The sequence below is a fragment of the Agilicoccus flavus genome, from assembly GCF_014857905.1.
Classification (GTDB): Bacteria; Actinomycetota; Actinomycetes; order Actinomycetales; family Dermatophilaceae; genus Agilicoccus; species Agilicoccus flavus.
Map to the genome: position 1 here is coordinate 191,773 of NZ_JACYXE010000005.1, position 22,450 is coordinate 214,222.

25 protein-coding genes and 1 pseudogene are annotated in these 22,450 nt (G+C 71.9%); 13 read left to right on the forward strand and 13 right to left on the reverse strand.

All coding sequences use genetic code 11. The annotated features are described in order from the left end of the window. Nucleotides 1–31 precede the first annotated feature (31 nt). Both ICW24_RS09620 and ICW24_RS09625 read left to right on the forward strand, forming a co-directional pair. Nucleotides 32–1,168 (forward strand): serine hydrolase domain-containing protein, encoded by a 1,137-nt coding sequence (locus ICW24_RS09620; RefSeq protein ID WP_226345505.1) that lies wholly within the window; start codon nt 32–34, stop codon nt 1,166–1,168. Between the two features lie 134 nt (nt 1,169–1,302). Then, the gene (locus ICW24_RS09625) at nt 1,303–2,730 is read left to right on the forward strand and encodes a sugar porter family MFS transporter (RefSeq protein WP_226345506.1); all 1,428 of its coding nucleotides are present in this window, start codon (nt 1,303–1,305) and stop codon (nt 2,728–2,730) included. Nucleotides 2,731–2,771: 41 nt separating this feature from the next. Here the strand turns inward: ICW24_RS09625 and ICW24_RS09630 are convergent, their stop codons facing one another. Continuing rightward, the gene (locus ICW24_RS09630; protein WP_226345507.1) at nt 2,772–3,446 is read right to left on the reverse strand and encodes a TetR/AcrR family transcriptional regulator C-terminal domain-containing protein; all 675 of its coding nucleotides are present in this window, start codon (nt 3,444–3,446) and stop codon (nt 2,772–2,774) included. 233 nt (nt 3,447–3,679) lie between these two features. On the opposite strand from ICW24_RS09630, the gene ICW24_RS09635 reads away from it, so the two are divergent. After that, nucleotides 3,680–4,609 (forward strand): NAD(P)-dependent alcohol dehydrogenase, encoded by a 930-nt coding sequence (locus tag ICW24_RS09635; protein ID WP_226345508.1) that lies wholly within the window; start codon nt 3,680–3,682, stop codon nt 4,607–4,609. Between the two features lie 94 nt (nt 4,610–4,703). Then, on the forward strand, nt 4,704–5,207 hold the full coding sequence (locus tag ICW24_RS09640) for a DUF6326 family protein (RefSeq protein WP_226345509.1): 504 nt from the start codon (nt 4,704–4,706) through the stop codon (nt 5,205–5,207). Nucleotides 5,208–5,268: 61 nt separating this feature from the next. Here the strand turns inward: ICW24_RS09640 and ICW24_RS09645 are convergent, their stop codons facing one another. Next, the gene (locus ICW24_RS09645; protein ID WP_226345510.1) at nt 5,269–5,484 is read right to left on the reverse strand and encodes a hypothetical protein; all 216 of its coding nucleotides are present in this window, start codon (nt 5,482–5,484) and stop codon (nt 5,269–5,271) included. 51 nt (nt 5,485–5,535) lie between these two features. Here ICW24_RS09645 and ICW24_RS09650 point away from each other — a divergent pair, with 51 nt between their 5' ends. Next, nucleotides 5,536–6,051, forward strand: a complete 516-nt coding sequence (locus tag ICW24_RS09650) for a hypothetical protein (protein WP_226345511.1) — start codon at nt 5,536–5,538, stop codon at nt 6,049–6,051. Here ICW24_RS09650 and ICW24_RS09655 read toward each other — a convergent pair. Continuing rightward, nucleotides 5,934–6,947 carry a 3-hydroxyacyl-CoA dehydrogenase family protein gene (locus tag ICW24_RS09655; RefSeq protein WP_226345577.1) on the reverse strand — a complete coding sequence of 338 codons (1,014 nt, stop codon included), beginning with the start codon at nt 6,945–6,947 and terminating at the stop codon, nt 5,934–5,936. The two genes, ICW24_RS09650 and ICW24_RS09655, sit on opposite strands and share 118 nt — an antisense overlap. Nucleotides 6,948–7,113: 166 nt before the next feature. Here ICW24_RS09655 and ICW24_RS09660 point away from each other — a divergent pair, with 166 nt between their 5' ends. After that, entirely contained in the window at nt 7,114–8,652 is a 1,539-nt protein-coding gene (locus ICW24_RS09660) for an AMP-binding protein (protein ID WP_226345512.1), read from the forward strand. A gap of 101 nt (nt 8,653–8,753) precedes the next feature. Here the strand turns inward: ICW24_RS09660 and ICW24_RS09665 are convergent, their stop codons facing one another. The 7 genes and pseudogenes from ICW24_RS09665 to ICW24_RS09695 form a co-directional block, all read right to left on the reverse strand. After that, on the reverse strand, nt 8,754–9,134 hold the full coding sequence (locus ICW24_RS09665) for a heat shock protein transcriptional repressor HspR (protein WP_372360568.1): 381 nt from the start codon (nt 9,132–9,134) through the stop codon (nt 8,754–8,756). 94 nt (nt 9,135–9,228) lie between these two features. Next, nucleotides 9,229–10,278, reverse strand: a complete 1,050-nt coding sequence (locus tag ICW24_RS09670; protein ID WP_226345514.1) for a DnaJ C-terminal domain-containing protein — start codon at nt 10,276–10,278, stop codon at nt 9,229–9,231. Nucleotides 10,279–10,374: 96 nt separating this feature from the next. Then, nucleotides 10,375–11,364, reverse strand: a complete 990-nt coding sequence (gene grpE, locus ICW24_RS19705; protein WP_307781324.1) for a nucleotide exchange factor GrpE — start codon at nt 11,362–11,364, stop codon at nt 10,375–10,377. Next, complete coding sequence (dnaK, locus tag ICW24_RS09680) at nt 11,361–13,277, reverse strand: molecular chaperone DnaK (RefSeq protein WP_226345515.1); 1,917 nt, start codon at nt 13,275–13,277, stop codon at nt 11,361–11,363. Before dnaK ends, grpE begins: the two co-directional genes overlap by 4 nt. A 553-nt stretch (nt 13,278–13,830) precedes the next feature. Further along, nucleotides 13,831–13,923, reverse strand: a pseudogene (locus tag ICW24_RS19325) (FAD-dependent monooxygenase); the annotation flags it as partial. Beyond that, nucleotides 13,880–14,848: an FAD-dependent oxidoreductase gene (locus tag ICW24_RS09690; RefSeq protein ID WP_226345579.1), complete on the reverse strand. Its 969-nt coding sequence runs from the start codon at nt 14,846–14,848 to the stop codon at nt 13,880–13,882. The gene ICW24_RS09690 and the pseudogene ICW24_RS19325, both read right to left, overlap by 44 nt. A gap of 9 nt (nt 14,849–14,857) precedes the next feature. Beyond that, nucleotides 14,858–15,382, reverse strand: a complete 525-nt coding sequence (locus ICW24_RS09695; RefSeq protein ID WP_226345516.1) for a MarR family transcriptional regulator — start codon at nt 15,380–15,382, stop codon at nt 14,858–14,860. 303 nt (nt 15,383–15,685) lie between these two features. Here ICW24_RS09695 and ICW24_RS09700 point away from each other — a divergent pair, with 303 nt between their 5' ends. Next, nucleotides 15,686–16,279 carry a DUF2231 domain-containing protein gene (locus tag ICW24_RS09700; protein ID WP_226345517.1) on the forward strand — a complete coding sequence of 198 codons (594 nt, stop codon included), beginning with the start codon at nt 15,686–15,688 and terminating at the stop codon, nt 16,277–16,279. Between the two features lie 29 nt (nt 16,280–16,308). On the opposite strand, the gene ICW24_RS09705 is transcribed toward ICW24_RS09700, so the two are convergent. Continuing rightward, a complete protein-coding gene (locus ICW24_RS09705) occupies nt 16,309–16,872 on the reverse strand; it encodes a substrate-binding domain-containing protein (protein ID WP_226345518.1) in 564 nt (187 codons plus the stop codon). 181 nt (nt 16,873–17,053) lie between these two features. On the opposite strand from ICW24_RS09705, the gene ICW24_RS09710 reads away from it, so the two are divergent. From ICW24_RS09710 to ICW24_RS09720, 3 genes are all read left to right on the forward strand, one after another. Beyond that, nucleotides 17,054–17,590: an alpha/beta hydrolase gene (locus ICW24_RS09710; protein WP_226345519.1), complete on the forward strand. Its 537-nt coding sequence runs from the start codon at nt 17,054–17,056 to the stop codon at nt 17,588–17,590. A 29-nt stretch (nt 17,591–17,619) separates the two neighbouring features. Next, on the forward strand, nt 17,620–18,093 hold the full coding sequence (locus tag ICW24_RS09715) for a hypothetical protein (protein WP_226345520.1): 474 nt from the start codon (nt 17,620–17,622) through the stop codon (nt 18,091–18,093). Nucleotides 18,094–18,185: 92 nt separating this feature from the next. Further along, complete coding sequence (locus ICW24_RS09720) at nt 18,186–18,476, forward strand: YrhK family protein (protein WP_226345521.1); 291 nt, start codon at nt 18,186–18,188, stop codon at nt 18,474–18,476. A gap of 17 nt (nt 18,477–18,493) precedes the next feature. Here the strand turns inward: ICW24_RS09720 and ICW24_RS09725 are convergent, their stop codons facing one another. Further along, nucleotides 18,494–19,666, reverse strand: a complete 1,173-nt coding sequence (locus ICW24_RS09725; RefSeq protein WP_226345522.1) for an RNA polymerase sigma factor — start codon at nt 19,664–19,666, stop codon at nt 18,494–18,496. A 7-nt stretch (nt 19,667–19,673) separates the two neighbouring features. Further along, nucleotides 19,674–20,081 carry a YciI family protein gene (locus ICW24_RS09730; protein ID WP_226345523.1) on the reverse strand — a complete coding sequence of 136 codons (408 nt, stop codon included), beginning with the start codon at nt 20,079–20,081 and terminating at the stop codon, nt 19,674–19,676. Nucleotides 20,082–20,410: 329 nt separating this feature from the next. On the opposite strand from ICW24_RS09730, the gene ICW24_RS09735 reads away from it, so the two are divergent. Genes ICW24_RS09735 through ICW24_RS09745 form a run of 3 tightly spaced genes read left to right on the forward strand, consistent with a single transcriptional unit; the run spans nt 20,411 to nt 22,418 of the window. Continuing rightward, the gene (locus tag ICW24_RS09735) at nt 20,411–21,178 is read left to right on the forward strand and encodes a F0F1 ATP synthase subunit B family protein (RefSeq protein WP_226345524.1); all 768 of its coding nucleotides are present in this window, start codon (nt 20,411–20,413) and stop codon (nt 21,176–21,178) included. Further along, nucleotides 21,175–21,687 carry a phage holin family protein gene (locus ICW24_RS09740; RefSeq protein ID WP_264176426.1) on the forward strand — a complete coding sequence of 171 codons (513 nt, stop codon included), beginning with the start codon at nt 21,175–21,177 and terminating at the stop codon, nt 21,685–21,687. Before ICW24_RS09735 ends, ICW24_RS09740 begins: the two co-directional genes overlap by 4 nt. After that, nucleotides 21,684–22,418: a DUF3618 domain-containing protein gene (locus ICW24_RS09745; RefSeq protein WP_226345525.1), complete on the forward strand. Its 735-nt coding sequence runs from the start codon at nt 21,684–21,686 to the stop codon at nt 22,416–22,418. Before ICW24_RS09740 ends, ICW24_RS09745 begins: the two co-directional genes overlap by 4 nt. The last annotated feature ends 32 nt before the right edge of the window (nt 22,419–22,450 follow it).

A 22,450-nucleotide genomic window follows, 5' to 3' on the forward strand; every position in this document is an offset into this window, starting at 1 on the left:
TCGACCCACCGGGACGACGACGGAGGACACCGTGAGCACGAGGCTGCGCGAACTACTGGAGGGGCACGTCGACCGGGGCACGATTCCGGGAGGGGTGACGCTGCTCGGTCGGGGGGACGCGTGCGAGGTGGACGCGGTCGGGGCGATGGCGGTCGGCGGGCCGGCCATGCGCGCGGACGCCGTCATGCGGATCCAGTCGATGACCAAGCCCGTCACCACCGTCGCGACCCTGCGGCACGTGCAGGCCGGGCGGCTCGGCCTCGACGACCCGATCCAGCGCTGGCTGCCCGAGCTCGCCGACCGCCGCGTCGTCCGCTCCCCCGGGGCCGACCTCGACGACACCGTGCCCGCGCACCGGCCGATCACGGTCCGCGACCTGCTGACCAACGCCTCCGGCTACGGCATGGTCCTCGCCGACGTCCCCCTCGCCGCGGCGATGCGGGAGGCGGGGGTCGAGGCCGGCCCCGAGCCGCCGTCCCGCGACGCCGGCGAGTGGCTCACCCGCCTCGCCGCGCTGCCGCTCGCCCACCAGCCGGGCGACGGCTTCCGCTACCACCACTCGTTCTCCATCCTCGGGCTGCTGCTCGCGCGGCTCTCGGGGCGTTCCCTGCAGGATCACCTCATCGAGTCGCTCTTCGCTCCCCTCGGCATGGTCGACACCGGCCTCTGGGTGCCGCTCGACCGGACCGATCGACTGCCCGCCGCCTACCGCCACGAGGGCGGGCGGCTCGTCGAGACCGAGCCGGCCGGGGGCGGCTTCTACGCGGGGCCGCCGCCGTTCGACGTCGCCCACGGCGAGCTGGTCTCGACGGCTGCGGACCTGCACCGGTTCGCTCGCCTGCTCGTCGACGGCGGGCGGCACGAGAGGCGGCCGTTCCTCGACCCCGACCTCGTGGCGGCGATGACGCGGGACCAGGTGCCCGACCGCGCCAAGACCCCCGACAGCTTCGTCCCCGGGTTCTGGGAGGGCACCGGCTGGGGCTTCGGCGGCGCCGTCCAGCTCGCCGGCCCGCACGCGGGCCGCTACGGCTGGTCGGGCGGGCAGGGCACCGACTTCTTCGTCGACCCCCGCGACGGCACCGTCGCGATCCTGCTCACCCAGGTCGAGCTGGGCGAGACGATGTGGCCCCTGCTCGAGGAGTTCCAGAGCGCGGTGGAGTCCGCGTAGGGCCGGCCGGGCCGACACCGAGAACGGCGCCGCCGGATCCGACCTCGGGCCCGCGGCCACCGCTAGCCTGAGCGGGTTTCACCCACGGTCGCGGACGACGACGGCGGCCTCAGCATGCTCCGAGAGGATCCGAGTTGAGCGCGAACCCGATGACCGGCGGCCGCGGCGCGGAGAACGACGACACCGGCGACGCCGCGAGCGGCAACATCCTGCGCGTCGCCCTGGTCGCCGCCCTCGGCGGCCTCCTCTACGGCTACGACACCGGCGTCATCTCCGGCACGTTGCCGCAGATCACCAAGGACTACGGCATCGACTCCCACGGGGTGCTCGCCGAGCTCATCACGGCGCTCATCCTCGCCGGTGCAGTCGTCGGCGCGCTGGCCATGGGCCACCTGTCGCACCGCATCGGGCGCAAGAAGTCGATCGTGATCGTGGCGGCGATCTTCGCCGTCGGGGTGCTCCTGTGCGCCGTCTCCCCCAACCCGACCAGCCTGATGATCAGCCGCTTCTTCCTCGGCCTCGCCGTCGGCGGATGCACCCAGACCATCCCCGCGTACATCGGCGAGCTCGCCCCGCACGAACGCCGCGGCAGCTACGTGACCTTCTTCAACGTCGCCATCGGCGTCGGGATCCTCACGGCCGCGGTCGTCAACCTCGCCTTCCACGACGTGCCGTGGGAGTGGAAGATCGCCGGCGCCGTGGTCCCGGCGGTCGTCCTGCTCGTCGGCATCCTCGCCCAGCCCGAGAGCCCCCGCTGGCTCGTCGCCCGCGACCGCTCCGACGAGGCCCTCGACGTCCTCCACCGGATGCGCCCCACGCGCGAGGCCGCCGCGGACGAGGTGAAGGACATCGAGCGGATCCACCAGGTCGAGGTCGAGAAGTCCGCCGACGAGGGCGAGTGGCACGCGATCTTCCACGAGAAGTGGCTGCGGCCCGCCATCTTCGCCGGCGTCATGGTCGCGGTCTTCACGCAGATCACGGGCCTGGAGATGATGATCTACTACACGCCGACGCTGCTGCGGCAGGCCGGGTTCGCCGACGACGTCTCGCTGTGGGTCAACGTGGCCGTCGGCGTCGTCTACCTCACGATGACGGCCGCCGGGAAGCTCTTCGTCGACAAGATCGGGCGCCGCTCCCTCATGCTGTGGACGCTGCCCCCGGCGGCCGTGTGCATCGCCGGCTTCGGCATCGTCATGTTCGTCGGCGGCGACCACCCGAGCCTGCCGTGGGCGCTGACGTTCCTCCTGCTGTTCATGTTCTTCCAAGCGGGCGGCATCCAGGTCGTCGGCTGGCTCATGGGCTCCGAGCTCTACCCCCTGCAGATCCGGTCGGCGGCGACGAGCATGCACGCCATGGCCCTGTGGGGCTCGAACCTGCTCATCACCGTGACCGCGCTCAGCGTCGTCAACGCCCTCACCCCGGGCGGGGCGATGCTCGTCTACGCCGCCCTCAACCTCGTCGCGTGGGTCGTCATCTATCGGCGCGTCCCCGAGACCAAGGGCCGCTCACTCGAGGAGATCGAGGACAGCCTCCGCGAGGAGCGGTTCCTGCCGCGCTCCTGACCTCGCGCCGCGGAGGGCCGTCGCTACGCGGAGGGCCGTCGCTACGCGGAGGGCCTGAGGCGCCCGAGGGCGTCCAGGACGAGGTCGAGGCCGAAGATGAACTCCTCCGGCGGGCCTTGACCGGCGGCGACGAGCGCCCCGGCGGATTCGTTGAGGTAGGGGAACTCCTCGGGCGGAAGCTGGGGCAGGAACACATCCTCGGCCATGGCCGCGAGTTCCTCGGCGGTGTCGAACGGCAGCCCGGCCTCCTGCAGGGCGAAACCGTAGACGTAGCTGTCGAGCACCCAGTAGGCGTGCGTCGCCATCAGGATCGGGAAGCCGGCCCTGCGCAGGCACGCCAGGACCGCTTCGTGGTGGCGGATGTTGGCCGGCCCCGGCGATGTCCGCGACTCCATCAGGCCCAGCGCCCAGGGGTGGCGCGCGAGAACCTGTCGCGCCGAGACCGCCCGCTGTCGCATCGCCGACTGCCAGTCGGTGTCCTCGGGCGGGAGCTCGATCTCCTCGAACACGACGTCGATCATGGCGTCCAGCAGCTCGTCCTTGTTCGCCACGTAGTGGTAGAGCGACATCGCCCCCGCGCCGAGCTCGCCGGCCAGCCGGCGCATGCTCAGCCCGTCGACCCCCTCACGGTCGGCGAGCCGGATCGCCTCGGCCACCACCCGCTGCTTGCTCAGACCCGCGTCCGACGCGACCTGGGGTTGGTTCCTCACCGACACCGGTCTCCTTTCCCGCTCGAACACGATTGACATTCGTACGGCGTACGCCCATAGTACAGCGTACGACCGGTTTCGTACGCCGTACGAACGAGCGAGTCGTCGAGGACGTGAGGAGGCTTCCCGTGGAAGCCGAACAGCGATCGATTCCCGGAGCACGTCCGGTGCCGGGGGCGAGGCCCATCCGGCCGGCGACGATGCGGGCCGCCGTACAGCACCGCTACGGCCCGCCTTCCGTGCTTGAGTCGTCCCGGATCGGGATACCGGAGCCGGGTCGACGGGATGCGCTCGTCCGGGTGGGCGCGGCCGCGGTACACATCGGCGACTACTTCGTCCTGACCGGTGAGCCGTACGTGCTGCGCCTGGTCTTCGGGCTCCGCCGGCCACGCCACGGCATCCCCGGTCGGGACCTCGCCGGCGTGGTGGCCGCGGTCGGGACGGATGTCACCGCGTGCCGACCCGGTGACGAGGTGTTCGGTTGGAGCACGACCGGAACGCTCGCGGAGTACGCCTGCGTCCCGGCCGACCACCTCGTGCCCGTGCCGGCCGACCTGTCGGTCGTGGAGGCGGCCGCGGTGCCCACGTCTGGCCTGACGGCGTTGCAGGCCCTGCGCGACATCGCCGACGTCCGACCGGGCCAGAGTGTGTTGATCACAGGCGCGTCGGGCGGGGTGGGGTCCTTCGCCGTCCAGATCGCCACGGCGTTCGGCGCCGAGGTGACGGCGGTGTGCAGCACCCGCAACGTCGACCTCGTCCGCTCCCTCGGTGCCGACCACGTCGTCGACTACACGCAGACCGACGTCGCCCGCACCGGGCAGCGCTACGACGTCGTCCTCGACAACGTGGAGGCCCAACCCCTCGCGGCGATCCGCAGGGCGCTGGCGCCGACCGGCACCCTCATCCCCAACAGCGGGCGCGGTGGCCGCGTGCTCGGCCCCCTCCCTCGGATCGTCACGGCCCGAGTGCTGTCGGGGTTCACGCGGCAGCGGCTGAAGCCCCTCGTGTCGGTCGAGAAGCGCCAGGACCTGCTCACGCTGGCGGACCTCATCGCGACCGGGCAGGTCACGCCCCTCATCGACCGCACCTACCCCCTCGACGAAGCCGCCGACGCCCTGCGCTACGTCGGGGCCGGCCACACCCGAGGGAAGGTCGTCGTCACCCTCTGACGACGGGACCGAAGAACGACCCGAGCCGTGCCAGGGCACGCCCGGACCTCCTGCCACTCGACCGGAGGGACAGCCACTGTCGAAGGACGTACCGATGACCACCCGAACGACCACCCCGAACCCGCTCGCCGACCCGCCGATCCCCGTGCAGGCCAAGCTCGCCGCCGCATGGACCAGCTTCTTGTTCCTGTACGTCTACGTGGACATCCTCGCCTTCTACAAGCCCGGCACCGTCAGTGACATCCTCGTCGGCGTCGTCTGGCAGTTCGACATCACCCAGACCTGGGCGCTCACCGCGCTGAGCCTCCTGGCGATCCCCATCGTCATGGTCATGCTGTCGATGGCGCTGCCCGCCCGGGCCAACCGCATCACGAACCTCGTCGTGGCCTCGATCCAGGTCCCCTTCGCGGCCTTCAACGCGGTGGGCCAGGTGGGCAAGTCCTGGATGTACTTCTACGTCGTCGGCGTCACGCTGGAACTGCTCCTGCTCGCGTTCATCCTGCGCTCCGCGTGGACCTGGCCCCGCACCGCACCGTCGGCGACCATGCCGGCCATGCCGACCAGCCGGGCGGCCGAGCGCGCCCAGCAGCGAACATGAAAGCGCCAGGGCAGTCCCCGACCGGAGGGACAGCCACACTCGCCAGAACACCGCTCACCCCTCACCGGGAACGGATCGTCGGCGGGACGGCGATCACGCTGGCAGCGTCGTTGCTGATCCAGAACGCGGTGGTGATCTGGGCCGGAGCACCGCCTTCGGGGACCCGATCGAGGAGGTCCTCGCCTTCCATGCGGAGCACCGGGTCGCGGTCTCGATCGCGGTCGGCCTGGAGGCCCTCAACCTGCCGCTCCTGCTCGGGTTCATCACCGGTCTCCACGGGCTGGTCGGGCGTCGCGGGGGTGCGGGCGCGGACTCCTCACGCCTCGCGGTGGCCGCGGCCGCGGCTCTCTCGGCGGTCTACGCGCTCTACGCCGTTCTGTGGATCGGAGTCGTGCTGTCCGCCGCCGAGCTCACCGAGCCGACCCCGGCGTTCGAGCTCACCTGGCAGCTGCACGCAGCAGCGTTCGCGCTGACGCTGCGGGCGCTCGGCACCACCTTCGTCGGCGCTGCGCTGGCGGCGAGCGCGAGCGCGCTGACGCCACCGTGGCAGCGTCTGCTCGGCCTGGTCGGCGGCGGCCTGCTGATCGCCGCCGGGGCAGCCGCCGTCGCCATCGCGGACGGTTCGCCGCTCCTGTTCGTGGGGATGCCCGGCGTCGCCGCCTGGCTCGTGTGGTTGTCGGCGACCGGCGTCCGGCTGATGCGCGCTCGGACTCGCTCCTCGAGCGCTCAGCCGAGCCGTTCCCCCGAGTCGGCCTCGGCGGGGGCCTCCGTCACGGCGGCGCCCGTCGACCGGCCCACCGGGGCGGGGCCGAGGTCGGACAGCAGTCGGGTCAGGCGGGCGTAGGCCGTGTTGCGGTACTCCACCAGCGCCTCGTTGCCCTCGGCCGGCACGACGAAGCCGCCGCCCGACTTGACGCCGTAGTGCCCGGAGTCCACGAGCTCCGCCAGCGACTCCAGGCAGCTCAGGCGCTCCCCGTAGTGCTTCTCCAGGGTCGCGAATCCCCCGCGGTACGTGTCGAGGCCCGCCATGTCGGCGATGACGAACGGGCCGAAGAACGGCAGCCGGAACCCGAAGGTGGTCCGCACGATCGTGTCGACGTCGTCGGCGCTCGCCACGCCCTCCTCGACGATCGTCATCGCCTCCTTGAGCAGCGTGAACTGCAGGCGGTTGAGGACGAAGCCGGCCTTGTCCTTGAGGCGGGCGGTGAGCTTGCCGGTCGCGCGGACGGCCTCCTCGGCGGCGCGGGCCACGGCCTCGTCGGTGCCCGGGTGGAGGATGATCTCGACCCCGGGGATGAACGGCGCCGGGTTGGAGAAGTGCACCCCGAGGAAGCGCTCCGGGTGGGCCAGCCCCGCCGCCATGTCGGTGATCGGGATGGTCGAGGTGTTCGAGCCGAAGACGGCGTCCGGGCGGGCGGCCGCCTCGATGCGGGCGTGCACGGACGCCTTGATCTCGGGGTTCTCGGGCACGACCTCCTCGATCATGTCGACGTCGGCGACGGCCTCCTCGATGCTGTCGGCGACGTGGAGGTTCGCGGCGACGCGGTCGGCGTACCCGGCGTTCACGAGGTCGAGGCGCTCGAACTCCCGGGCCTCGCGCAGCAGCCGTTCGTGGCTCGCGCGGGTGGCCTCGGCGTCCGCGTCGGCGATGGTCACGTGCAGGCCGGCGTCGGCGAAGCACTGGGCGATGCCGCCGCCCATGTAGCCGGCGCCGACGACGGCGACGGTCCGGATCGCGATGCTCACGTTTCCTCCTGGAGGCGCGGGGACGGGAGCTGACACGCTACCGCCGCGACACCGGCCGGCGCAGTGCCGGGCGAGGGGCCCGTCGGCGCCCTAGGGTGGGTTGACCGTCGGCGCCCCGCGGCTCGGCGGCCCCGCTCGCCGACGTCGCCGGGAGGCCCGCATGTTCGTCCCGTTCACCGTGTCCGACTTCCTGCAACGCGCCGAGGTCGTCTACCGCGACCGCGTCGGCGTGATCGACGAACCCGACCAGCCGGCGGCCTCCCTTGGTGAGCTCACGTACGGCCGGGTCGCGCAGCTCGCCCGGGCGATAGCGGCGCGCCTCGACGCCCTCGGGATCGAGCCGGGCGAGCGCGTCGCGATGGTCTCGCACAACAGCGCCCGGCTGTTCACCGCCTTCTTCGGCGTGAGCGGGTCGGGCCGGGTCCTCGTGCCCGTCAACTTTCGGCTCTCGGTCGGCGAGGTGCAGTTCATCGTCGAGCACTCCGGTGCGCGGGTGCTGTTCGTCGACCCGGAGCTGCGCGGTGCCCTGGCCCGGGTGGAGTGCGAGCACGTCTTCACCCTCGGCGAGGACGACGACCTCTTCCTCGAGGGCGTGGAGCCGCGCCCCTGGGAGCCGGACGAGAACGCCACGGCCACCATCAACTACACGAGCGGGACGACCGCGCGCCCGAAGGGCGTGCAGCTCACCCACCGCAACCTGTGGGTCAACGCGATGACGATGGGCCTGCACCTGTCGGTCGACGAGCGCGACGTCTACCTGCACACGCTGCCGATGTTCCACTGCAACGGGTGGGGCATGCCGTACGTCATGACGGGGATGGGCGCCCGGCACGTCGTCCTGCGCAAGGTGGAGGGCACCGAGATCCTGCGGCGCGTGCACGACCACGGGGTGACCGTCATGTGCGCGGCCCCGGCCGTCATCAACGCCGTGCTCGACGCGGCGCCGCGGTGGAAGGACGAGCACGGCGACACCCCCGGCCGCGGCCGGGTCCGCGTCGTCATGGCGGGCGCGCCGCCGCCCTCGAAGACGATCGCGCGGATGGAGACCGAGCTGGGCTGGGAGTTCATGCAGATCTACGGCATGACCGAGACCTCGCCCCTGCTCACCGTCAACCGGACGCGCCCCGAGTGGGACGGTCTCGACGCCCAGGAGCGCGCGACGCGTCTCATGCGCGCGGGTGCGCCCGCGATCGGGGTCACCCTGAGCACCTCCCCCGACGGGGAGGTGCTCGCCCGCAGCAACGTCGTCTGCGACGGCTACTGGGAGCTGCCCGACGAAACGGAGCGCACGCAGGGCGACGGCTGGATGCACACCGGTGACGGCGGCCACATCGGCGACGACGGGTACCTGACGATCGCCGACCGCAAGAAGGACGTCATCATCACGGGCGGCGAGAACGTGTCGTCGATCGAGGTGGAGGACGTGCTCTTCTCCCACCCCGCCGTCTCCGAGGTCGCCGTCATCGGGGTGCCCGACGGCAAGTGGGGCGAGTCGATCAAGGCGCTCGTGGTCCGCTCCCCCGGCGCGGAGCTGAGCGAAGCCGACCTCATCGCCTTCTGCAAGGAGCGGATCGCCGGCTACAAGGCGCCGACGTCCGTGGAGTTCCGCGACGAGCTCGCGCGCACCGCGACCGGCAAGCTGCAGAAGTTCAAGCTGCGCGCCCCGTACTGGGAGGGCCGGGAGCGGCAGGTGAACTGACTCGAGGTCTCTCGGTCCCTCGGTCCGACGACACGACGAACGGCCCGGCTCCCCGCGTGGGGAGCCGGCCGTTCGATGCGCGGACCGCTCGGACCGGTCGGTCAGGAGCGCGTGCCGGGCCGCCACACGACGAGGGCACGCGAGGCGGCGGGGGCGCGGGCCGGGCGCTGCCCGGCACGCACGGCGACGACGTCGCCGGCCGCCCCCGCGGCGAACACGCGCTGACGCTCCCGCTGCGCGGCCTGGGTGCGCGCGAGCTCGTCGCTCAGCTCAGCGACCCGCGACTGCAACGCCGTGACCTGGTTCTCGAGGTCGAGGATGCGGCTGATGCCGGCCAGGCTGACGCCCTCCTCCTGCGAGAGGCGTTGCACCTCACGCAGCCGGGTGACGTCGCGCGCCGAGTACCGACGGCCACCGCCGCGCGTGCGCCGCGGGACGACGATGCCGAGCCGGTCGTACTGCCGCAGCGTCTGGGCGTGCATGCCCGCGAGCTGCGCCGCGACCGAGATGACGAAGACGGGGGCGTCGTCGTCGGGGGTGAACCCGGTGCTCGCCCCGGTACGGGCGGCGACCACGTCAGTCGCCCTTCGCCTTCGCGAAGAGGTCGGCGCGGGGGTGGAACCCGGCATCGGCGTCCTGGCGCTGGAGCACCTCGACGGCCTGGCGGGCCTCGTCGCTCAACTTCTGCGGCACGACCACCGACACCTTGACGAGCAGGTCACCGGCGCCGTCCTTGCGCTGGACGCCGCGGCCCTTGACCCGCAGCGTCCGCCCCGAGGGCGTGCCGGGGGTCAGCCGCAGCTTGACGGTCCCGCCGTCGAGGGTCGGCACCGAGATCGTCGAGCCGAGGGCGGCCTCCGAGATGGTCACCGGGGCCTCGATCGTGAGGTTGTCGCCGTCGCGGGTGAACACGGGATGCGGGGTGACCGCGACCTTGAGGAGGACGTCGCCGGGCGAGCCGCCGTTCGGCGAGGGCTCGCCCTTGCCGCGCAGCCGGATCGTCGCCCCGTCCTTGACGCCCGCGGGGATACGCGCGGTGATCGGCTTGCCGCCGACGCCGTTGACGCGGACGGTGTCGCCCATGACCGCCTGGCGGAACGACATCGTCGCCGTCGCGTGCAGGTCGCGGCCCTTGCGCGGGGGGCGGGGCGCGTCGTAGCCCCGCGCCTGGGGGCCGCCCTGACCGCCGAAGCCGCCGGACTGCCCGAACATGCTCAGCAGGTCCTCGAGGTCGGGACCGTCGGCCCCGCCGGGCCCGCCGAAGCCACCCGACCGGGCGTAGCGCGGGTCGCCCTGCGAGCCCGCCTGACCGAAGAGGTTGCTGAAGACGTCCTCGAACCCGGCCCCGCCGGCGCCGCCGCGTCCACCGGAGGTGAACCGGGGTCCGCCCGTGCGCATGGCGCGGATGGCGTCATACTGGCGCCGCTGCTCGGCGTCGGAGAGGACGGCGTACGCCTCCCCGACCTCCTTGAAACGCTGCTCGGCCGCCGCGTCGCCCGGCTTGGAGTCCGGGTGGTGTTTGCGGGCCAGGGAGCGGTAGGCCTTCTTGATCTCCTTGGCGTCAGCGTCGGCCGACACCCCGAGGACGGCGTAGAAGTCCTTCTCGAACCAGTCCTGACTGGCCATGGTCCCTCCTTCGCTGAACGCTGGATGTGCTGAATGTGTGACACGGCGCCCCGCTACGGCATCGGCCGAGGGCAGGGCGCCGTGAGGATCGGGCCGTTACTGGGGGTCGGCGACGGCGACGAGCGCGGCCCGCACGACCCGGCCACCCACCCGGTACCCGGGCTGCATGACCTGGACGACGGTGGTGTCCGTCGTGCCGGGGGCCAGTTCGGCCTGCGTGTGCATGATCGCCTCGTGGACCGTCGGGTCGAAGGTCTCGCCCGGCTCGCCGTACCGCTCGACGCCCTGCTTGGCGAGCACGCCCTCGAGCTTGGCCGCGATCTTCGCGAACGGGCCCGACTCGAGCTCCCCGTGCTGGCGCGCGAGGTGGATCTCGTCGAGGACCGGCAGCAGCGACTCGATGACCGAGCCGACGGTGCGCGACTTCTCGATCTCGCGGTCGCGGTCGACGCGACGCTTGTAGTTGACGTACTCGGCCTGCAGGCGCTGCAGGTCGGCCAGACGCTCGGCCGCGAGCACCGCGTTCGCGTCGGCCTCGGCGCCGCCCTGCTGGGAGCCGGGGTCCACGGAGGCGTCGCCGGCACCCGGCTGGGTCCCCTTCGGGGCGTTCTCGTACGCCGCACGGGCGGCGGCCTCGGAGGCCGCGCTCGCGGCCGGCGACGTCGGACGCGCCGGCGGGAGGTCGCCCTCGGGCGTCGGCCACCCGGCCGGGACGCCGGGAACGGTCGTCTCGCCGCCCTCGGTGGCGACCCCGTCGCCCTCGCCGGGGCGCGTGTGGCGCCCGCGGTAGCGGTCGTCGCCGGGGAGCTGGTCGCCGACGGCCCCGCCGAAGGAGTCGTCCCCCTCGGCCATGGTCTCGTGCCTGTCGTCGGCCTCGCGGCCGCTCTGGTCGGTCATGTTCGCCTCCTTCTGCCCCGGCGCCCGGTGCGGCACCGGCGCGGCCTGGGCCGCGCCGGCTGTGCCGCGGACGTGTCCGGTCTGCGGGTCGATGCGTCGCTTGTCGCGGAACACGAAGCCCTCGCCGTCCGCCGGGGCGGGGCCGCCGGCCGCAGCCGACGACCCCGCCCGACGTCCGGCGTCGGTCACTTCTTGTCCTGCGTGTCGTCGTCGACGACCTCGGCGTCGACGACGTCGTCGTCGCTCGCCCCGCCCGTCGACCCGGCGCCACCGGTGGACGTGCCGGCGAAGTCCTCGCCGCCCGCGCCCGGGGTCGCGCCCTCGCCCTCGGCCTGCGCCTGGGCGTACATCGCGGACCCCATCGCCTGGGACGCCTCGTTGAGCGTGTTGACCTTGGCGGTCAGCTCGTCGGCGGACACCGCGTCGTCACCGGTCTTGGCCAGCGCGGCCTTGAGGTCGTCGAGGGCCTCGGTGACGGGCTTCTTGGTGTCCTCGGGGACCTTGTCGCCGTTCTCCGAGAGGAACTTGTCGGTGGAGTAGACGAGCTGCTCCGCGGTGTTGCGGGCCTCGGCCTCCTCACGCCGCTTCTTGTCCTCCTCGGCGTGCTGTTCGGCCTCGCGGACCATGCGCTCGATCTCGTCCTTCGGCAGCGCGGAGCCACCGGAGATCGTCATCGACTGTTCCTTGCCGGTGCCGCGGTCCTTGGCGGACACGTGCACGATGCCGTTGGCGTCGATGTCGAAGGTGACCTCGACCTGCGGCACGCCCCGGGGCGCGGGCGCGATACCGGTCAGCTCGAACGTGCCGAGCGGCTTGTTCGCGTTGGCGAGCTCACGCTCACCCTGGAACACCTGGATGAGCACCGACGGCTGGTTGTCCTCCGCGGTGGTGAACACCTCGGAGCGCTTGGTCGGGATGGCCGTGTTGCGCTCGATGAGCTTGGTCATCAGGCCGCCCTTGGTCTCGATGCCGAGGGAGAGCGGGGTGACGTCGATGAGGAGGACGTCCTTGCGCTCACCCTTGAGGACACCGGCCTGCAGGGAGGCGCCGACCGCCACGACCTCGTCCGGGTTGACGCCCTTGTTGGGGTCCTTGCCGGTGAGCTCCTTGACGACCTGGGAGACGGCCGGCATACGGGTGGAGCCGCCGACGAGGACGACGTGGTCGATGTCGCCGACGGAGATGCCGGCGTCCTTGATGACCTGGTGGAACGGCGCCTTGGTGCGCTCGAGGAGGTCGGACGTCATCTGCTCGAACTGGGTGCGGGAGATCGTCTCGTCCAGGTGGATCGGGCCGTTCTCGCTCATCGACAGGTACTGCAGCGACACGTTGGTGCTCGTGGCGGTGGACAGTTCCTTCTTGGCCTGCTCGGCGGCGTCGCGCAAACGCTGCATGGCGATCTTGTCGTTCGCCAGGTCGACGCCCGTGTTGTTCTTCACCGTGGTGAGCAGGTGCTTGACGATGCGGTCGTCCCAGTCGTCACCACCGAGCTTGTTATCACCGTGCGTGGCGCGCACCTGGATGGTGGAGAAGCCGTCCTCCGGGTCCTTGCCCACCTCGAGGAGGGACACGTCGAACGTGCCACCACCGAGGTCGAAGACGAGGATGAGCTCGTCCTCCTTGCCCTTGTCGAGGCCGTACGCGAGGGCCGCGGCGGTGGGCTCGTTGACGATGCGCAGGACGTTGAGACCCGCGATCTCGCCGGCTTCCTTGGTGGCCTGGCGCTCGGCGTCGTCGAAGTACGCCGGGACGGTGATGACGGCGTCCGTCACGTCCTCACCGAGGTACGCCTCGGCGTCGCGCTTGAGCTTCATGAGCGTGCGGGCCGAGATCTCCTGGGCCGTGTACTTCTTGCCGTCGATCTCCTGCGTCCAGTCGGTGCCCATGTGGCGCTTGACGGAGCGGATGGTGCGGTCGACGTTGGTGACCGCCTGACGCTTGGCGATCTCGCCGACGAGGATCTCGCCGTTCTTGCTGAACGCGACGACGGACGGCGTGGTGCGGCCACCCTCGGCGTTCGCGATGATCGTCGGCTCGTTGCCCTCGAGGACAGAGACGGCCGAGTTGGTGGTGCCGAGGTCGATGCCTACTGCACGAGCCATGTGTGGTGCTCCTTCATGTCTGGATCGGTCGGTCGCCGTTGAGCGAAACGCCACCCGTTCGGGGCCTGTTCGGGTCTCTCACCTGCGACGACGTGTCGCGTGGAGATCCGTGGACCCGATCAGGAGGCATCTCGCCCGGTCGGCGGACCGGAGTTGATGATGCTCGACTAAACCCTGCGTCGCCCGCTCTCGAGTGTCAAGCCGAGACTCCGCAAAGTTGCGTACACCTGACTCAACTCATGGTCCCGGGCAAACATTCCCCGAGGCCGGCAGTCGTCGGGCGCCCCTCTCGCCCCCCGACCCGCACCCGACGAGGTCGGCGGTCGTGGCGATGCCGCCCAGCGCGGCCAGGGCCGCCATCAGGTCGGGACAACGAGACGGTGGAGGCATTCGCTCATCGTGGGAGGATCCGCACGATGACGTTGCTCGCGGTCTGCGCCGGGTCGGTGGTGCGCAGGTTCTCCTTGCGGTGCCACGCGTATTCGCCGAGCGCCTCCACGTCGGGCAAGCGGTCCCGTTCGTAGTCGGCCAGGGGTGTCGCGGAGTCGGTTGCGAGGGTCTCGGCGAGGAGGAACGCGTCCTCCAGGCCCGAGTTGACGCCCTCACCGGTCGGCGGGATGACGCTGTGCGCGGCGTCGCCGAGCAGGACGAGCCATTCGTCGAACGCGATGCGTGGGCACCGGACGACCGCGCCGCCGAAGGGCTTGCGGGAGAAGTAGGCCCGGTAGTCCTCCTCGCGCAGCAGCGGCGGGACGAGCGGGGCGTGCTCGGCCAGGTGGGCACGCAGTGCGGCGACGTTCGCGTCCGTGGCGTCCGTGGAGAGGGGGAGGTCCTCGGCGGGGTCGCCCGTGATCGCCGTGACCGCGATGCACCAGACGCCGTTCGCCAGGGTGGCGGTGTAGATGCCCTTGCTCGTGAAGATGTGGTGCTGCGCGGGGTCCAGACCGGGCGCGGTCGCCCCGGCCTGGGAACAGGACGCGAAACTGCACGCCCCAGTCCCCGACGACCGGGTGGAACCCGGGCACGGCCTCGGCGAGGGACCCGCGGGCCGGGGACCACACCCCGTCGCAAGCCAGCACGATCGCGCGGCTCGCGTCGACGGTGACCGGCTCGTCGGCGGTCGTCGTGAAGTCCAGGCGCCGGGCGTCGCGGTCCAGGGTGCGGAGCCGGTGGCCGGTGACGATCCGGATCCGCGACTCCGTACGGGCGGCGTCGAAGAGGATGCGGGTGAGCCGGGCCCTCGTCGTCCCGGTGAGCGTGCCCGAGGGCAGCTTCGCGACGGTCCGGGTGCCGTTGCGGATGACGAACCCCTCGACGAGTTCGCCGGTGTCGCGCAAGGCCTCCAGCAGGGCGGGGTCGATGCGGCGCAGCGCCTCCTGGCCGCGCACGTTGACACCGATCGGGTAGCTGTTCTCGTCGGTGAGGAGCAGCTCGTCCCGGCCTTCGTAGACGGTGACGGTCCGCCCCTGGTGCGCCAGCAGCAGTGCTGCGGCCAGACCGACCGGCCCGGCGCCCACGACGAATGACCTCGGTGGGACCGGCGGGGGAGGGTCGGGCCGGGGACGTGTCATCCGGCATCTTTACGAACGGTCCTTTCGTGTCGGGCGAGTACGACGGGGGCGGGCCCCGGGTCGCTCGGCGTCGGTGAGGGTGTGCAGGTGATCGGCGAGGGCGCCGGCGACGGCCGTGGTGAATGCGGCCACGGCGGCACGGTCGGGCTCGGTCAGATCGGTGACGTAGGCGGTCGTGGCCTCCATCGGGCCGCGCATGAGGTCGAGCACCCGGGCGGCCGTGGCCTGCTCCACGTGCAACCGCACCTTGCGTCGATCCGCGTCGTCCCGCGCACGTCGGAGGTGACCCGCCGCCTCGAGCCGGGTGGCCAGGGCCGTCGTCGTCGCGTAGGTGGCGCCGACGGCGCTCGCCAACCCGCCCACGGTCATCGGCCCTGCCTGCATGATCGTCGACAAGGCCCGGTAGTCGGTCGGGCGCAGACCGAGCAGCCGCCCGACCTCCCGTTCCGTCTCGTTGGCGAGGAAGAGGATCCGCTGCACGCCGTAAGCGACCGCCCGCGTCTCGTCCTGGGGTGTCCGCGGTCCGTTCTCCATCCGCTCCAGACTACTCAAACTGGATTGATGTTAAAATCAGATTGACAAATGGGGGCCCCGAATCCCGTCGCGCCGCCGCTCGCGCCCAGCGGGAGATCGAGGACGTCGAGGCGCTCGACGTCCTCGCCCAGCGATCGGGTCCGGGCGGGGTTTCACGATCGACGGGCCGCGAGCACCGCCTCGACGAGGTGGGCTGACCGCGGATCCGGTGCCGCCCGGACGGCATCGAACGGCTGTGCGGCTGCGGTGACGGCCCGGCAGTGCCAGCCTGGAGGTTCATCCGCGGACAGGAAGAAGACGACGATGAACGTCTCCGAGCACACGTCGCACGTATCCCCGCGAGCCGAGAGCCCGCTGACCCCAGCCGTCCTGGCGCTCGAGAAGGCGACAGCCCTCGATCCGGTGGTCGCGGTCGGCAACGAACTCTCCGGTGCGCTCGTGGCGGACCCCAGGGTGCGCGGCCTCCTGCAGGGCCGGCAGGTGGGCCACGCCGTGCACCCTCTCCTCGTCCAGGTGCCGCTGGGTACGTGGATCAGCGCGACCCTGCTCGACGTGCTCGGGGGGTCGGGCGATCGCGACGCCGCCCGCCGCCTCGTCGGGCTGGGGGTCCTCGCGGCCGTCCCGTCGGCCCTCACGGGCTGGGCGGAGTACGCGGGCTCACCGGCCCGCGACCGGCGGGTGGGTGTCGTGCACGCCGCCGCGAACGGCGTGGCCGCCGGTCTGCAGGTCGGCTCCTGGCTGGCCCGCCGCTCCGGACGCCACGGGCTCGGCCAGGCCCTCAATCTCGCCGGGGTGTCGCTCGCGGGCGCCGGCGGCTACCTCGGCGGTCACCTGTCCGTCGCCCGCAAGGTGGGCTCGCGCGACGCGGCCTACGCCGGCGACCCCGACGTGACCTGAGGCGGACAGCCGAGGGGGCCCGCCGCGGATCAGCCCCGCGGGGGCCCGACCGAGTCGCGGACCACCGGCGGGCACTCGACCCGGGTGACCCCGCTCGGCACCGGCTCGTCGACGATGCCCAACCGCGCGAGGAGCGCCGTCGCGGCCAGCCGACCCATCCTCCGGTGCGGGAGCGCCATCGTCGTCAGCGCCGGGTAGAGGCCGTCGGCGACGTTCTCGTAGTCGTCGAAGCCGACGACGGACAGATCGCCGGGGATGGACAGCCCCAGGCGGCGGGCGGCGTGGTAGTCGCCCATCGCTGCGATGTCGTTGAAGGCGAAGACGGCGGTGGGGCGGTCGTCCCCGCCGAGCAGGTCCATCGCCGCGAGTTCGGCCGCCCTGGAACCGAGGGGCTTCCATCGGGGCACGACGACCCGCCCGTCACCCAGTCCGGCGTCGGCCAGGGCGCTGCGGTACCCGTCGAGCCGTAGCGCCCTGGCGGCGCCGTCCCCGGCCGGTTCGCTGACGTGCGCGATGCGTCGGTGGCCGCGGTCGATGAGCAGACGCACGGCGGCGGCGGCCGCGGCGAACTCGTCGGGGACGAAGCAGGGCACCTCGGGGTCGTCGCGAGGCGCGGGCCGCCGGTGCTGACCTCGGCCGCATCGAGGTGCCGTACGCCGGGCACGCTTTCGACCTCGGCCCCGGTGCTCCGATCTACCGCCAGGCCACCGCCAGGTGGTTCGCCCAGCACGGCGTTTCGCCTACCGCCCCCACGACCGACCCCAAGAGCACCTCGTGAGGAAGCCGCTCAAAATCGCCCTCATCCTCGGCCTGTCGCTGGCCGTGCTGACCGCGACCGGCCTCGGTGTCGTCGTCGTCAAACCCCAGGTCGCAGTCGGCGCACTCCAGACCGCCCTGTACCGGGACGGGGCCGAGATCAACCCGAAGCACCCGCTGCACCCTCCGCAGGAGCGTGTCCGGGACAACGGAATCCTCTACCGCAACGACATCCGGTTCGGCGACACCTTCCCCAACAGCTTCCTCGACATCTCCTACGCGACCGCGGATAAAACCGTCCCACGCCCGACGATCATTTATTGGCACGGCGGCGGCTTCTTCGGCGGCGACAAGGCCATGGGCGACCCGATGGCCGCCTCCGACGACAGCAACAAGCTGTTCGACGAGTTGATCCTCGAGGGGTACAACCTCGTCAACATCAACTACGTCCTGGTGCCGGACCATCACTTCCCGGACCCGGTCCTCCAGATGAACGAGGCCGTCAACTACCTCGTCGCACACGCCGAGGAACTCCACCTCGACAGGACGACGTGATCCTCTTCGGGGCTTCGGCCGGAGCGGTCATGGTCAGCCAGTACGGCGCGATCCTGTCCAACCCCGAGTACCGCCGCCTCTACCCCCTGACCGAGGAACCACGCCTGCCGCTTCGGGCCGTCCGTGCCATGGTGGTGGACGACGCGCCGCTGGTCCCCGAGAACTTCGACGGCCTGCGCATCCGGCTGCTCATGGCCAACTACCTCGACGACTCGGTCCTCTTCCCCGATGAGAAGCTGAGTCGGCAGTACAACCAGATCCCCTTCATGACGGCCGCCTATCCGCGCACCATTCTCACCGCCGGCACCGACGACGGCTTCCCCGCAGATATGCGTCTGGCCGCGCAGCAGCTGCAGCAGCACGGCGTGGAGGGGTACTACTTCCACACCGACGAAGCCACGTACGGCAAGACCCGGCACGGGCATATGTCCGCCCTCGACCGGGACAACGGGGCTGCGCGCGCCGCCTTCGGCCACGTGGTGGCGTTCATCGGCCGGCGATAGGCGGCCCGCCCTGGGCAGGTCCGCCAGATCCATCCTCTCGCTGGGGGTCCTACCCTGGTGGCGCCCGTCCGCAACCTCCACCAGGAAGCCCCATGAACGCCGCCCCCGACCTCACCATCCGCATCGGCCGCGACGAGCTCATGATCCGGCAGCGCTACGAGACCCTGTCGATCGTCAACGACATCTGCTCGGGCCTGCTGTTCCTCGTCGGGAGCGTGCTGTTCTTCAGCCCCGCGACGATGTACGGCGCGACGTGGATGTTCGTCATCGGCTCGCTGCTCATGCTGTTCCGCCCCGTCATCCGCCTCACCCGACGCGTCCACCTCCGGCGGCGCCACGGGGGCGACCTCGCCCCGGCGCACGAGTCGTCGATGGACTTCTGAGGCCCGAGCCGCCGACGTCACCTCCCGTCTCGGCGCTGCCGGTTCGCCTGGTTGAGGCGGGCCGCCTGCCGCGTGAGGTGCTCGCGCTCGGGCAGGTCGGGCGCGGCGCGGGCCGCCTCCGCGTAGAGGTGGGCTGCCGCCGCGAGGTCGCCGCCTTTCTCGCGGAGGTAGGCCTCGACCGCCGCCCTGCGCGGCACGTCGGCGCCGACCGCCTCGAGTTCCACCAGTCCGGCGCGGGCTCCGTCGGCCTCCCCGACGGCCACGGCCCGGTTGAGCCGCACGATCGGGGTGTCGGCCAGGCGCAGCAGCTCGTCGTACCAGCCGAGGATCTGCACCCAGTCGGTCTGCGCGGCCGACCGGGCGTCGGCGTGCAGCGCCGCGATCGCGGCCTGGGCCTGGAAGGGCCCCAGCCGATCTTGCGCCAGCGCCGCCTGCAACCGGGCGATCCCCTCCACGATCAGCGACGTGTCCCACCGGGACCGGTCCTGTTCGGCGAGCGGCACGAGCCGGCCCCCGCGCATCCGCGCGGGCCGACGGGCGTGATGCAGCAGCATGAGCGCCAGCAACCCCTCGACCTCGGGATCGCCGGCGGCGGCCGCGAGACCGCGGGTCAGCCGGATGGCCTCGGCGGCGAGATCGACCTCCCCCGTGTACCCCTCGTTGAAGACGAGATAGAGCACGGACAGCACGGTGTCGATCGACCCGGGCCGGTCGAGACGCACGCCGGCGACCGTGCGCTTGGCCCGGCTGATCCGCTGCGCCATCGTCGCCTCGGGCACGAGGTAGGCGGCCGCGATCTGCCGGGTGGTCAATCCGCTGACCGCGCGCAGGGTGAGCGCCACGGCGGAGGCGCGGGTGAGGTCGGGGTGGGCGCACAGGAAGTACAACCGGAGGGTGTCGTCCCGGTCCTGCGCCGGCCCCGGCGGCGGCTCCGCACCGACGCGTAGCTCCCGCTCGCGCCGGGCCACGTCCGACCGCTGCGCGTCGAGGAACCGGCGCCACGCGACGGTGACGAGCCACCCCTTCGGGTCGTCGGGGCCGGAGTCGGGACCCGTGCCGGCCGGCCATCGCCGCAGGGCCGCAAGGACTGCCTCCGCGACGGCGTCCTCGGCCGCCGCGGGATCTGCTCCGCGACGGACGAGGACACCGATCACCGCGGGCGTCAGCGCCCGCAGCCGCTGACCGTCCACGATCCGCTCACTCCGTGACCGTCGGCGGCTCGGTGAGGAAGGGGCGCACCTCGAGCCACTCGTGGATCGGCTTCCCGCCCAGCCCGGGGGCGGCGGACAGCTCTCCGGCCAGCTCGATCGCCCGCTCGCGCGAGTCGACGTCGATGGTCATCCAGCCCGCGACGAGGTCCTTCGTCTCGGCGAACGGCCCGTCGGTGACCGGCGGGCGCCCTTCGCCGTCGGAGCGCACCCACATCCCGTCGGGGGCGAGCGCCTGACCGTCCACGAACTCCCCGCTCCGTTCCAGACGGGCGGCGAAGTCGTTCATGTACTGCACGTGCGCGTCGATCTCTGCCGGAGTCCACTCCTCCATGGGGGCGTCGTTGACGGCAGCGGGCGCGCCGCGATAATGCTTGAGGAGCAGGTACTTCGCCATGGTTCTCTCCTTCGTCCGGTCGCGGCCCGGGTGGCTGCGATCACTGCGGGGACGGGGCCGTCCCTGCGTTCTCGACATCTCCGGGATGAATTCTGGGCGAATTCCGCTGGAGTTCGATACCCGTGCCGGGGTGTGCCACGGACCCGCGTCGCCGCGCTGAGGTGCTCGAACCGTCGTTCCAGTCATTCGCGGCGTTTTCGGTTTGTCCGGTACCCAACGGGGTAGCGCTCTGTCAGCAGTACGCGCCCAGATGCCTGGGCGCGGCTTCGGATGCGCTCCGTGCCAGGCACGAGCGTCCCGCCGTAGCCCCATCGACGAAAGGGACTCTCATGTCCGACCCGTACTACGACCCCACGACCCGCGGCAGCGACCCGTCCACCCGCGACGTCGCCGCCGGCGAGGCCAAGAGCGTCGCCCAGGACGCGCAGCAGGGCGGTAAGCACGTCGCCGCGACGGCCCGCAACGAGGCCCAGCAGGTGGTCGGCGAGGCCAAGGGCCACGCCCAGGAGCTCTTCCACCAGGTGCGCTCCGAGGCCGGCTCGCAGGCCTCCACCCAGCAGCAGCGCGCCGCGGAGGGCCTGCGCACGGTCTCCGGTGAGCTCGACAAGATGGCCTCCGGCGCCGACTCCGGCCTCGCCTCGAACCTCGTCTCGCAGGCCGCCGGCCAGGTCGACCAGGTCGCGCGCTGGCTCGGCGACCGCGAGCCCGCCGACCTGCTTGACGACGTCAAGCGGTACGCGCGTCGCAACCCCGGCACCTTCCTCGCCATCGCGGCGACCGTCGGTCTCGTCGGTGGACGCCTCACCCGCGGCCTACAGTCCGACGCCCAGCGCGAGGCCCAGCGCCGCGAGGGGTACCAGAGCCACCAGGTCAGCTACGGCACCGGCCGCGCCGTCCCCACGCGCACCGGGGACGTCGAGGAGAACTACGTCGCCGGCGGCCCGGCCTACACCACGACGGAGACCTACCCGGCCGACCCGGCCTACCGCGAGCCCGGCTACCAGGACCCGGCGGTCCGCCCGGTCGCTCCCGCGCAGGACTACCCGGCTCAGGACCTCGGAGACGACCGCCGCGGGTACGGTGACGTCCCCCGATGAGCACGTACGACCAGAGCGGCGGCGCCACGGCCGCCACACCCGGTCCCGAGCGTGAGCCGAGGACCAACCACGACGTGCGACCGGCCGAGCCCATCGTCGGCGCCCACGACACCTACGAGAAGGGCGAGATCTCCGCGGTCGGCGCCATCGTCGGTGACATCGCCAACGACCTCTCGACGCTGATCCGTCAGGAGGCCGCCCTCGCCAAGGCGGAGGTGTCCCAGTCCGCCAAGCAGGCGGGCAAGGGCGTCGGCCTGCTCACCGGGGCCGGGGTCGCGGGCCACTTCGTGCTGCTGTTCCTCTCGATCGCCCTCTGGTGGGGCCTCGGGGATCTCATGGACAACCACACGATCTCGGCGATCATCGTCGCGGTGATCTGGGCCGTCGTCGCGGCCATCCTGGCCTCGATGGGCCGCAAGGACCTCAAGAACGTCAATGGAGTTACGCGCACCGTGGAGACCGCGAAGGCTGTCCCCGATGCGCTCAAGGGAAACGAGAACCGGGTATGAGCAACTACACGAACCCCGCCGACAGCAACGATCCCGAGGCCCTGCGCCGCGAGATCGAGCGCACGCGCGGCAACCTCAGCCAGAACGTCAACGCCCTGGGCGAAGCCGTCCAGCCGAGCAACGTCGCGCGTCGCCAGGCGGAGAAGGTCCAGGACCGCGTCGTCGGCGCCGGGCGCGGCCTCAAGGAGCGCATCATGGGATCTGACGACCGCGACGACGTGCGTTACGGCTACGGCTCGTACGAGACGGACGGCCCCACCGTCGGCGACCGCGTCGGCCACGCCGGGGACCGCGTGTCCCACGCCGCCTCCGACGCCGGAGACCGGGTCCGCGACGCCGCCGGCACCGCCCGCAGCCGCGTCGAGCAGGCCCCGGGCATGGCCCGCCGCCAGACGCAGGGCAACCCCCTCGCGGCCGGGCTCATCGCCCTCGGCGCCGGGTGGCTCATCGGTTCGCTCCTGCCCGTCTCCGAGCGCGAGCGGGAGCTGGCGGTCAAGGCCAAGGAGACGGCTCAGGAGAAGGGGCAGCCCCTCGTCGAGGGTGCGAAGTCCGTGGCGCAGGAGGCCGCCGACAACCTCAAGGAGCCCGTGCAGGAGGCCACCGAGTCCCTGAAGACCAGCGCTCAGGAGAGCGTCGAGAAGGTCAAGGGTGAGGGCCAGGACGTCGCCTCCGACGTCAAGGCCAGCGCGCAGGACTCCAAGGAGAACGTCCAGGAGCACCGTCAGAACTGACGCGCTTCTTCAGCAGCACGACGGAGCCGCGG

Excerpts from the sequence above, each read along its gene's own strand:
- ICW24_RS09640 (WP_226345509.1), top strand. The coding sequence starts at position 4,704 with ATGACCACCCGAACGACCACCCCGAACCCGCTCGCCGACCCGCCGATC.
- ICW24_RS09660 (WP_226345512.1), top strand. The coding sequence starts at position 7,114 with ATGTTCGTCCCGTTCACCGTGTCCGACTTCCTGCAACGCGCCGAGGTC.
- ICW24_RS09665 (WP_372360568.1), bottom strand. The coding sequence starts at position 9,134 with ATGCACGCCCAGACGCTGCGGCAGTACGACCGGCTCGGCATCGTCGTC.
- ICW24_RS09670 (WP_226345514.1), bottom strand. The coding sequence starts at position 10,278 with ATGGCCAGTCAGGACTGGTTCGAGAAGGACTTCTACGCCGTCCTCGGG.
- dnaK (WP_226345515.1), bottom strand. The coding sequence starts at position 13,277 with ATGGCTCGTGCAGTAGGCATCGACCTCGGCACCACCAACTCGGCCGTC.
- ICW24_RS09690 (WP_226345579.1), bottom strand. The coding sequence starts at position 14,848 with ATGACACGTCCCCGGCCCGACCCTCCCCCGCCGGTCCCACCGAGGTCA.
- ICW24_RS09695 (WP_226345516.1), bottom strand. The coding sequence starts at position 15,382 with ATGGAGAACGGACCGCGGACACCCCAGGACGAGACGCGGGCGGTCGCT.
- ICW24_RS09700 (WP_226345517.1), top strand. The coding sequence starts at position 15,686 with ATGAACGTCTCCGAGCACACGTCGCACGTATCCCCGCGAGCCGAGAGC.
- ICW24_RS09715 (WP_226345520.1), top strand. The coding sequence starts at position 17,620 with ATGGTCAGCCAGTACGGCGCGATCCTGTCCAACCCCGAGTACCGCCGC.
- ICW24_RS09720 (WP_226345521.1), top strand. The coding sequence starts at position 18,186 with ATGAACGCCGCCCCCGACCTCACCATCCGCATCGGCCGCGACGAGCTC.
- ICW24_RS09730 (WP_226345523.1), bottom strand. The coding sequence starts at position 20,081 with ATGGCGAAGTACCTGCTCCTCAAGCATTATCGCGGCGCGCCCGCTGCC.
- ICW24_RS09735 (WP_226345524.1), top strand. The coding sequence starts at position 20,411 with ATGTCCGACCCGTACTACGACCCCACGACCCGCGGCAGCGACCCGTCC.
- ICW24_RS09740 (WP_264176426.1), top strand. The coding sequence starts at position 21,175 with ATGAGCACGTACGACCAGAGCGGCGGCGCCACGGCCGCCACACCCGGT.
- ICW24_RS09745 (WP_226345525.1), top strand. The coding sequence starts at position 21,684 with ATGAGCAACTACACGAACCCCGCCGACAGCAACGATCCCGAGGCCCTG.